Raw genomic sequence first — 9,854 nt, forward strand, 5'->3', positions numbered from 1 at the left:
GGGGGGTGGCCAATTGGCGCGCGGGGGGGCGGGCACCCCCCCCCCCCCCGGCTCCGACCGGCTGATCAGCAGGGCCGGCCCTGCCGGAAGGCCCGCTCGACGTGATCCGCCAGCCCGACCTGGAAGTAGCCGACGCCCGGCCGGATCGGGTGCCCGGTGAACAACTCGACCCGGTTGCCGAACCGCACCAGGTACGCCGTTTCGTCTCCGGCGTCGTTGTGGATGAACTCGCCCCGGGGGCCGTAGATCCGCGCCACCTCGGCGAAGGACATGCCCACGCCCGCCCCGGCCGGCGAGCGGGGCGGTGCGGTGGCGGTACCCATCTCGACCAGCCGCCCGTTGCGGAAGGCCACCATGATCTTCCCGGCCCACTCGCCGGTGACGCCGGCCGTGACCACGCCCTCGCAGTCGACGGCCGTCCAGTCGATCAGTCCGGCCGCGGTGAGCCGGGTCAGTGACGCGCCGATCCGGAACGGCCCCGCCCCCCGGACGCTGAGCAGGTCGGTGCCGCCGGTGGAACGCCCGGGGAGGCCGCCCGACCACAGTCCGGCGGCGACCCCCGGCGCGCGGTCCACCGTGGACCCCGACGCGACGCCGGGATGCGCCCCGGCCGGTACCGCCGGCGCGACGACGGCCAGGGTCAGCAGGCCGGTGAGCAGGATGGTGCGGAGACGATGCATGACAACTCCTTCGCGGGTACGGGTCTGTCGTTCTGTTGGTCTCCGCCGGGCCGGAATCCGTTCGTCGGCTTTCCGACCGACCCCGGCGGACGCCGGCACCCGCCGAGGCCGGTTACCGTGCGGTGGGGGTGGAACGATGGGCACTCCGGCTTGGATCGGGCCCTACCGGGTGCAACGGCTGCTCGGTGCGGGCTCCTTCGCGACCGTCTGGCTCGGTCACGATCCCGCTCTCGACTCCCGGGTGGCGATCAAGGTGCTGGCCGAGAACTGGAGTCACGACCTGCGGGTCCGCGAACGCTTCCGGGACGAGGCCCGGCTGCTGCGGCGGCTCGACCACCCCCGGCTGATACGGGTGCACGCGGTCGGCGAACTACCCGACGGCCGGCCGTACGCGGTGCTGGCCCTGGCCGACGGCGGAAGCCTGCGGGACCGGCTGGCCGCCGGGACGCCACCGGTGCCGCCGGCCCTGACGCTGCTCGACGAGATCGCCGCCGGGGTCGCCGTGCTGCACCGGGAGCGGGTGGTGCACCGCGACCTCACCCCGGGCAACGTGCTGTTCACCTCCACCGCCGACGGGGAACGGGTGGTCATCGCCGACCTCGGGCTGGCCAAGGCGCTCGCCGCCGCCTCCGGGCTGACCGCCCGCGCCGGCACGCCCGGCTACATGGCGCCCGAACAGGACGATCCGCTGGCCGTGGTGGACACCCGCAGCGACGTGTTCGGGCTGGGTCGGCTCGGCCTGCGGTTGCTCGGCGGCCCCGGCCCCCGGCCGCACCTGGACGGGGTGCCCGCGCCGGTGGTGGCGGTGCGACGCCGCGCCACAGCGCCCCGCCCCGCCCACCGCGACCCCGACGCCCTCGCTGGCCGTGTGGCGGTGCTTCGGGCCGCCGCGGCACCCGACGACCCCGCCACCCGGCGACCGGGGAGGGCGTTCCCGGTGGGGGAGGCGCGGCCGGTCGGCCGGGCGGGTTCGGCTGCCGGTCGCCGGGTGGCGCGTCGGCTGGGCCTGGCCGGGGCCGGTGCCCTGATCCTGGTCGCGGTGGGTGCCACCGGCGGTGACGCCACCCGGCCCACGGCCGACGGCCGGTGGGGCCGCAGCGGGCCGGTGAGCGTGCTCCTGCCGGCCGGCTGGCGGGCCTCCGGGACGGGCTGGGCCGGCCGGTACGACGCGCGGGGACGGCTCGAACCGGCGCTTGTCGTCTCGCCCGACCCGGGCCGGTGGGCGACCGACCCGACCGTGCCGGGGGCCTTCGTCGGCCTCTCCGCGACGCTGGGCCGGCGGTCCACCCCGGCGGACCTCGTCGCGCAGCGTCCGCACGCCGACTGCGTGGCCGCCCCGGTACGGCGGGTACACCGGGGCGCGACGGTCTGGGTGGTCGCCCGGTTCACCTGCCCGGCGGGTCGGCCGGTGCTGGTCGAGGCCGCCGCCCGTGCCGGCCGGGTCGGGCTGCTCTACGTGCAGGTCGCCCCGCCGCAGGGCAGCGGCCCGGACGTCGTCGACACGCTGCTGGCCGGGGTGCGCGTGCGGCCCGGCTAGACGACCACCACCGTGACCAGGTACGTCGTCCCCTCGTACGGGATGCTCACCCCGACCGTGCCGGCGCGCAGGAAGCGGAGGTCGACCACGCCGGCCTCGTAGTTCTGGTCGACCAGGTCCTCCCGGTCCACCGTGACCTCGCCGGGGCCGATCCCCTGGAGCCGGAGCACCCCGCCGACGCCCAGGCACAGCGATGTCAGCAGCGCCAGCTCGGTGTCGGCGAGGACCAGGTCGTAGCGGACCGGGCCCAGGCAGGCGCTCGGCCGGGGGCTCGCCGACGGGGACCGGGTGCCCCGGGTCCGGTCGGGGGTGGACGGTGCCGGTGCGGGCCGCGTCGGCAGCGCCCCCACGGTGCCCGGGGGCGGGCCGGCCGGGGTCGGGGCCACGGTGGTCGGGGGTGCGGTCGTCGGGATCGCCGGGGTGGGCGTCGGTGCCCGGACCGGGAGCGGGGCGACCGGGGCCGCGCAGCCGGTCACCGGTACGAGCAGCAGCGCGGCGGCCAGCCCCCGGCCGGTCCGCTCAGGCACCGGTCAACCGTTCCCGGACCTGGCGGCGGGCCTGGTGGACGCGGGATTTCACGGTGCCCTCCGGCACGTCGAGCAGGGTGGCTATCTCGGGGTAGGACAGGCCGAGCAGGTCGCGCAGGGTCAGCGCCTCGGCCGCCTCGGGGCGGACGGCGTCCAGCGCGTCGAGCAGGTCGAGCCGGGTGCCGGCGACCACGCTGGTGCGTCGGGGGTCCGGCGGGTCGGGCAGCGGCACCCCGCCGGCCTCGACCTGCCAGCGTCGGCGCAGCGCCCGGTAGGTCGACCGGGCCCGGTTGGCGGTGAGCCGGTACAGCCAGGTGTGGAACGACGAGCGGCCCTCGAAGCGTCCGATGCCCCGGGCCACCGCGAGCAGGGCGTCCTGGCAGGCCTCCTCGGCGTCCTCCCGGTGGGGCAGCAGCCGGCCGCACAGCCGGAGCACTTCGGGGCGTACCGCCGTCAGCAGCGCGTCCAGCGCCCCCGGCTCGCCCCGGGCGGCGGCGCGGGCCACGTCGTCGATGTCGTCCGTGAGGAGCATTGCCGTCCCCCGAGCGCCGTGGTGTGGTGCCGTCGAGGCTAGGCGGCCGGGACCGGCCGGGCCACCCCGCACCGGCTCGGCCTCCGGTCGAGTTTCATGTCACACTGCGCAAGTTTGCAGGCACTGCACTTTTGTTCGTACGCTCCCCTCGTGACCAGGGACGAGGGACTCGGACGGCGGGACCGCAAGAAGCGGCAGACCCGTGCCGCACTGGCCGCCGCCGCGCTGCGCCTGGTCGCCGAGCGGGGGCTGGACCAGGTCACCGTCGAGGAGATCGCCGAGGCCGCGGACGTCTCCGCCAGGACCTTCTTCAACTACTTCGCCACCAAGGACGACGCGCTGGTCGGCGACACGGCGGGCGACCGGGAACGGGTGCTGCGGGCGCTGGCCGCCGTACCGGCGCAGGTGCCGGCGCTGACGGCGATCCGGTCGGCCCTGGCCGGCGTGATCGACGAGGTGGAGGGCGACGCCGCGTTGTGGCTGCTGCGGATGCAGGTGGTGATGCAGCACCCGATGCTGCTGGCCCGGCTGGTCTCCGGCAACGCGACGACCGAGCAGGCCATGGTCGAGGCGCTCGCGGCGCGTACCGGTCACGACCCGGACGACGGCTATCCCGCCCTCGTGGTGGCGGTCACCGGGGCCGCGCTGCGTACCGCGATGGTCCGCTGGGCCACCGGCGGCGGGTCCCGTTCCCTGGCCGATCTGCTCGACGAGGCGTTCGCCGCCGTCGCCGCCGGGCTGCCCGACCCCCGTACCTCCGACCAGCCCGGCGCGACCGCGCCGGACGTGCATCGAACCCGGTAAGGAAACGTCCATGACCGCAACTGCCGCGTCGACCCCGCCCGAGGTGGGCACCGGCCGGATGTCCCGCCGGGAGGTCCTCCAGGCCCTCTCCGGCCTGATGGTGGGCATGTTCGTGGCGATCCTCGCCTCGACCGTGGTGGCGAACGCGCTGCCGCGCATCATCGCCGAACTCAACGGCAGCCAGACCGTCTACACCTGGATCGTCACCACCGAGCTGCTGGCGATGACGGCCACCGTGCCGCTGTGGGGCAAGATGGCCGACCTCTACAGCAAGAAGCTGCTCATCCAGCTCTCCCTCGGCCTGTTCGTGCTCGGCTCGTTGATCGCCGGCCTCGCCCGCAACGTGGAGACCCTGCTGGCCAGCCGGATCGTGCAGGGTGTCGGCGCGGGCGGGATGACCGCCCTGGCGCTGATCGTGATGGCGGCCATGATCCCGCCCCGGGAGCTGGGCCGGTACGCCGGCATCTTCGGCGCCGTGTTCGGCGTCGGCACGATCGCCGGCCCGCTGATCGGCGGCGTCATGGTCGACACCTCCTGGCTGGGCTGGCGCTGGTGCTTCCTGATCGGTGTGCCGTTCAGCCTGCTGTCGATCGTCCTGCTGCAACGCACCCTGCACCTGCCGGTGGTGCGCCGCAGGGCCCGCATCGACTGGTGGGGTGCGCTGCTGATCACCGCGGGCGTGTCCACCCTGCTGGTCTGGTCGTCGCTGGCCGGGCACCGGTTCGCCTGGGCCTCGGGTTGGACCGCGCTGATGGTCGTCGGCGGGCTGGTGCTGCTGGCGCTGGCGGTCTGGGTCGAGTCGAAGGTGCCCGAGCCGATCATCCCGCTGCGGATCTTCCGCAGCCGTACGGTCACCCTGACCACGGTCGCCAGCGTGCTGGTCGGGGTGGCCCTCTTCGGCGGCACCGTCTTCCTGTCGCAGTACTTCCAGACCTCGCTGGGCAAGTCGCCTACCGTCGCCGGCCTGATGAGCCTGCCGATGATCCTCGGCCTGCTGGTCTCCTCCACCGTCGCCGGCCAGCTCATCACCCGGTTCGGCAGGTGGAAGGCCTACCTGGTGGCGGGGGCGGCCGTGATGACCGTCGGCATGCTGCTGCTGAGCACCATCGACGCCGACACCGGCGTGCCGCTGCTCTCGCTCTACATGGCGGTGCTCGGCACCGGCGTGGGCATGCTGATGCAGAACCTGGTCCTCGCCGCGCAGAACGACGTGCCCGCCCACGAACTCGGTGCGGCCACCTCGGTGCTGACCTTCTTCCGCAGCATGGGTGGCGCGATCGGGGTCAGTGCCCTCGGCGCGGTGCTGGCCAACCGGGTCACCGGGCTGATGACCGAGCGGCTCGGCCCGGCGGCCGGCGTCACCGGCGGCGGCACCACCGAGGTGCCCGACCTGTCCGCGCTGCCCGCCCCGGTCCTGGCGATCGTGCGGGACGCGTACGCCACCGCCACCTCGGAGCTGTTCCTCATCGGTGCCCCGATCGCCCTGCTCGCGCTGGTCGCGGTCGTCTTCATCCGGGAGAAGCCGCTGCACGAGGTCAGCGGCGACGAGCGGGCCGAGCAGGAGGCGGCGGCCCTGACCGCGATGCACTGACCGGTCGACCGGCGGCGCGGCCGGGCCCGGGGCGGACGCGTCGGGCCCGGGCCGGGTCTCACGCGGCGACGACCCGGGAGCGGACCCGGCGCACCGTCACGACCAGCAACACCCCCGCCGCGAGGGTCAGCACGCCGGCGAGCGCGACGATCCACGGCAGCCGGTCCGACAGCGTGGCGGGCAGCCCCCAGGCCCCGTGGTCGCGGGGAAAGGTGATCTCGCCGGTGAGTTCGCGGTGCAGTCGGCCGCTCTCCAGCCGTAGCCGGGCCTGCCAGGGTCCGTCGGGAAGCTGCCGGCCCAGCAGGACCTCGGCGTGCGCGGTGCCGCCGGGCGGGACGGTGGTGCCGACGGTGACGCCGAAGGGGCCGGCGGACAGCCCGCCCGGCCCGTCGGAGAGCCACAATTTGCCGGAGAGGTCCAGGGCGCGCTCCCCGGTGTTGCGGACCGTCGCCCGGACGACCGGCAACCCCTTGTCGGTACGCCCCGGCACGAGATCGTCGATCTCGAAGTCCGACGGTGGTTCACCGCCGGGCCCGACGTCGAGGTAGATCCGGATGCCCGCCCGGTTGATCTTCTGTACGGTGCCCCGGGTGGGATCGGGTGTGGTCGAGGCGACCGAGGCCCAGATCGCGCCGTACCGTTCGCCGCGTGGGGCCGAGGGTGGGATGTCGACGTTCACGCGAAGCGTGGTGGTGCTGTACGGCGGGGCGACGAAGCTGGGTTGATCGATATGGACCCACTCGGGCAGCTCGTTGGCGTTCGGGTCGGGTGACGGCACGAACTGGTTGTCCCGGATCTCCGCCGCGTCGACCGACATGGTGATCTTCTGGGACCGGGGGGAGTCGTTGGTCACCGCGAAGCGCCGGCTCATGGTGGCGCCCGGCGTCAGGTGATCCACGATGTACACCCGGGCGCGGGGGTCGTCGCGCCGGTCGGCCGACGCCTCCAGCAGCTGGATGCCGATGCTGCCCGAGGGTTTACCCCGCTGGTCGCCCCCGGTGTCCCCGTCCCCCTCCGCTGCGACGGGGACACCGGTGGCGGCGAGGAACAGCGCGACGAAGAACGGCGCGAGGAGCACGCGCCACCGCAACTGTGTCGCCGGGGTCATCGGATCAGGCGACCGAGTGGGTGATCGTGCCGGTGAACTGCCCGGCGACGGCGGAGAGCGGAACGGCGACGGTGAGCAGCGGGTTCCAGGTCGCCGAGTTGTTGCCGGTGTCGGCGGGGAGCACGGTGTGGCTGAACGCGGTGGCCGGCGTGTCCAGGGCCGTGCCGTCGGCCGGCGGCGGCGGGTCGCAGGGGCTCGCCTGGCCGGGGACGAAGGTGCCGCTGCCGGTGGTGGCGGTGGCGTCGCCCGAGCAGTAGTAGATGTCGCTGGCCGGGATGCTGGTGCCCGGGTCGGTGCCGGCGCCGGTGATGAAGGCGGTGCTGCTGACCGTGGCGACCCAGCTCGGGGTCGCGCTGGCCCGCAGGTCATCGACGGTGATCGCGCCGAGCTGGCCGTACGCGAAGCCCCCGGGGGTGCCGTCGTTGGCCAGGTCGACGGTGTCCGGGACGGTGATCTGCAGGGCCCCGGCGGTGACGTCGAAGGTGACAGTCGTGTCGCACGGGTCGCTGGCCACACAGGTGCCCGCGTACGCCGGTGTCGCCGTCAGGAGCCCGGCTGCCAGCGCCGCCGCCCCCACCACGGCGGCGGATGCGAGTCCTCGTCTCATGTCGTCTCCTTTGCCTTTGGTCATGGCGAATTGCCGACCTCAGACTAGGAACCGCTCGACCTTTTTGTCCTCTATACCGATATTTGTGAAGAATGCGAGTGGGTGCTCGTTCTGCTGCCGCCGCCGATGGTCGGGAAGGCTCCGACGGGGTGGCGGGGCGGTCGGCGGTCGCTGTCGGGGGTGCGGTCGGTGACCGTCGGCGATGCCCGGCCGACACCCCGCGCCGCTACCGGGCCGGCGCGTGGGGCGGCCCGGTAGGGTGGGCCGGTCGTGCCTGTTCCGCCTTGATCGACCTTCCCCGGGGGCTCACGTATGAGCGATTCGTTCGCGCATCTGCACGTGCACACCGAGTATTCGATGCTCGACGGGGCGGCCCGGCTGAAGGACCTCTTCGCCGAGGCCAACCGGCTGGGAATGCCGGCGGTGGCGATCACCGACCACGGCAACATGCACGGCGCGAACGACTTCTACAAGCAGGCGATGGCCGCCGGCGTCACCCCGATCCTCGGCGTCGAGGCGTACGTCGCGCCGGAGTCGCGCTACCACAAGGCGCGGGTCAAGTGGGGCCGGCCGGAGCAGAAGAGCGACGACGTCTCCGGTAACGGCGCGATCACCCACAAGACCATGTGGGCGCGCAACGCGCAGGGCCTGAAGAACCTGTTCACCCTCAACTCCCGGGCGTCCATGGAGGGGCACTACGTCAAGTGGCCCCGGATGGACATGGAGCTGATCGCCGAGCACGCCGAGGGCATCATGGCCACCACCGGCTGCCCGTCCGGCGCGGTGCAGACCCGGCTGCGGCTGGGCCAGTTCGACGAGGCGCTCAAGGTCGCCGCCGCCTACCAGGACATCTTCGGCAAGGAGAACTACTTCCTGGAGATCATGGACCACGGGCTCTCCATCGAGCAGCGGGTCCGCGAGGATCTGATCACCATCGCCCGCAAGCTGGACATCCCGCCGGTGGTCACCAACGACTCGCACTACACCCACGAGGCGCAGGCCGAGGCGCACGACGTGCTGCTCTGCGTGCAGACCGGCAGCAACGTCGCCGACCCCAACCGGTTCCGCTTCGAGGGCGGCGGCTACTTCGTCAAGTCCGCCGACCAGATGCGTGCGGTGGACTCCTCGGAGTTCTGGCAGCAGGGCTGCCGCAACACCCTGCTGGTGGCCGAGAAGGTCGACCCGAGCGGGATGTTCGAGTTCCACAACCTGATGCCGCGCTTCCCGGTGCCCGAGGGGGAGACCGAGGAGTCCTGGTTCCGCAAGGAGACCTTCAAGGGGCTGGCCCGCCGCTACCCGGGGGGCATCCCCGAGGGCCACGTGGTGCAGGCCGAGTACGAGCTGGGCGTCATCAACCAGATGGGCTTCCCGTCGTACTTCCTGGTGGTGGCCGACTTCATCCAGTGGGCCAAGAGCCAGGGCATCGCGGTGGGTCCCGGTCGTGGCTCGGCGGCCGGTTCGCTGGTGGCGTACGCGTTGGGCATCACCGACCTGGACCCGATCCCGCACGGCCTGATCTTCGAGCGGTTCCTCAACCCCGAGCGCGTCTCGATGCCGGATGTCGACATCGACTTCGACGAGCGTCGGCGCGGCGAGGTGATCAAGTACGTGACCGACAAGTGGGGCGAGGACAAGGTCGCCCAGATCGCCACCTTCGGCACGATCAAGGCGAAGGCCGCGATCAAGGACTCGGCCCGGGTCCTCGGCTTCCCGTACGCGGTCGGTGACCGGATCACCAAGGCGATGCCCCCGGCGGTGATGGGCAAGGACATCCCGCTCACCGGCATCTTCGACCCCAAGCACCCCCGGTACGCCGAGGCCGGCGAGATCCGGGGCCTCTACGAGACCGACCCGGACGTCCGCAAGGTGATCGACACCGCCAAGGGCATCGAGGGGCTGATCCGGCAGACCGGCGTGCACGCCGCCGGCGTGATCATGTCCGCCGAGCCGATCATCGACCACATCCCGCTGATGCGCCGGGACGCCGACGGGGTGATCATCACCCAGTTCGACTACCCGACCTGCGAGTCGCTCGGGCTGTTGAAGATGGACTTCCTCGGCCTGCGCAACCTGACGATCATCGACGACGCGGTCAAGAACATCCAGCTCAACCACGGTCGGGAACTCGACCTGCTGGGTCTGCCGCTGGACGACAAGCCCGCCTACGACCTGCTCGCCCGGGGCGACACCCTCGGGGTGTTCCAGCTCGACGGCGGGCCGATGCGTTCGCTGCTGCGGCTGATGAAGCCGGACAACTTCGAGGACATCTCGGCCGTGCTGGCGCTCTACCGGCCCGGCCCGATGGGCGTCGACTCGCACACCAACTACGCGCTGCGCAAGAACAACCTCCAGGAGATCACCCCGATCCACCCGGAGCTGGAGGAGCCGCTGCGGGAGATCCTCGCCCCCACCCACGGCCTGATCGTCTACCAGGAGCAGGTGCAGCGCGCCGCGCAGATCCTCGCCGG

The 9,854-nt window shown here is 73.0% G+C and carries 9 protein-coding genes; 4 read left to right on the forward strand and 5 right to left on the reverse strand.

Going from position 1 to position 9,854, the window contains the following annotated elements:
* Window positions 1–65: 65 nt before the first annotated feature.
* Window positions 66–680 (reverse strand): hypothetical protein, encoded by a 615-nt coding sequence (locus tag ACOJTC_RS30555; RefSeq protein ID WP_420119479.1) that lies wholly within the window; start codon window positions 678–680, stop codon window positions 66–68.
* A gap of 136 nt (window positions 681–816) precedes the next feature.
* On the opposite strand from ACOJTC_RS30555, the gene ACOJTC_RS30560 reads away from it, so the two are divergent.
* A complete protein-coding gene (locus ACOJTC_RS30560; RefSeq protein ID WP_420119480.1) occupies window positions 817–2,217 on the forward strand; it encodes a protein kinase domain-containing protein in 1,401 nt (466 codons plus the stop codon).
* Here ACOJTC_RS30560 and ACOJTC_RS30565 read toward each other — a convergent pair.
* Both ACOJTC_RS30565 and ACOJTC_RS30570 read right to left on the reverse strand, forming a co-directional pair.
* A complete protein-coding gene (locus tag ACOJTC_RS30565) occupies window positions 2,214–2,744 on the reverse strand; it encodes a hypothetical protein (RefSeq protein WP_420119481.1) in 531 nt (176 codons plus the stop codon). The genes ACOJTC_RS30560 and ACOJTC_RS30565 overlap by 4 nt on opposite strands.
* A complete protein-coding gene (locus ACOJTC_RS30570; protein WP_420119482.1) occupies window positions 2,737–3,276 on the reverse strand; it encodes an RNA polymerase sigma factor in 540 nt (179 codons plus the stop codon). The genes ACOJTC_RS30565 and ACOJTC_RS30570 overlap by 8 nt, the downstream gene beginning before the upstream one ends.
* Window positions 3,277–3,426: 150 nt before the next feature.
* Between ACOJTC_RS30570 and ACOJTC_RS30575 the strand changes: the two genes are divergently transcribed.
* On the forward strand, window positions 3,427–4,080 hold the full coding sequence (locus ACOJTC_RS30575; RefSeq protein WP_420119483.1) for a TetR family transcriptional regulator: 654 nt from the start codon (window positions 3,427–3,429) through the stop codon (window positions 4,078–4,080).
* Window positions 4,081–4,090: 10 nt separating this feature from the next.
* Window positions 4,091–5,671 (forward strand): MDR family MFS transporter, encoded by a 1,581-nt coding sequence (locus ACOJTC_RS30580; RefSeq protein WP_357930754.1) that lies wholly within the window; start codon window positions 4,091–4,093, stop codon window positions 5,669–5,671.
* 58 nt (window positions 5,672–5,729) lie between these two features.
* On the opposite strand, the gene ACOJTC_RS30585 is transcribed toward ACOJTC_RS30580, so the two are convergent.
* A complete protein-coding gene (locus ACOJTC_RS30585) occupies window positions 5,730–6,779 on the reverse strand; it encodes a hypothetical protein (protein ID WP_420119484.1) in 1,050 nt (349 codons plus the stop codon).
* Between the two features lie 4 nt (window positions 6,780–6,783).
* Entirely contained in the window at window positions 6,784–7,386 is a 603-nt protein-coding gene (locus tag ACOJTC_RS30590) for a hypothetical protein (protein ID WP_420119485.1), read from the reverse strand.
* A 312-nt stretch (window positions 7,387–7,698) separates the two neighbouring features.
* Between ACOJTC_RS30590 and dnaE the strand changes: the two genes are divergently transcribed.
* The coding region (gene dnaE, locus ACOJTC_RS30595) for a DNA polymerase III subunit alpha (RefSeq protein ID WP_420119486.1) at window positions 7,699–9,854 on the forward strand (2,156 nt) is incomplete at its 3' end.

This window comes from Micromonospora sp. (assembly GCF_048594385.1).
GTDB lineage: Bacteria > Actinomycetota > Actinomycetes > Mycobacteriales > Micromonosporaceae > Micromonospora > Micromonospora wenchangensis.

Coding starts and splice junctions, on each gene's coding strand:
- ACOJTC_RS30555 (WP_420119479.1), bottom strand. CDS start 680: ATGCATCGTCTCCGCACCATCCTGCTCACCGGCCTGCTGACCCTGGCC.
- ACOJTC_RS30560 (WP_420119480.1), top strand. CDS start 817: ATGGGCACTCCGGCTTGGATCGGGCCCTACCGGGTGCAACGGCTGCTC.
- ACOJTC_RS30570 (WP_420119482.1), bottom strand. CDS start 3,276: ATGCTCCTCACGGACGACATCGACGACGTGGCCCGCGCCGCCGCCCGG.
- ACOJTC_RS30580 (WP_357930754.1), top strand. CDS start 4,091: ATGACCGCAACTGCCGCGTCGACCCCGCCCGAGGTGGGCACCGGCCGG.
- ACOJTC_RS30585 (WP_420119484.1), bottom strand. CDS start 6,779: ATGACCCCGGCGACACAGTTGCGGTGGCGCGTGCTCCTCGCGCCGTTC.
- ACOJTC_RS30590 (WP_420119485.1), bottom strand. CDS start 7,386: ATGAGACGAGGACTCGCATCCGCCGCCGTGGTGGGGGCGGCGGCGCTG.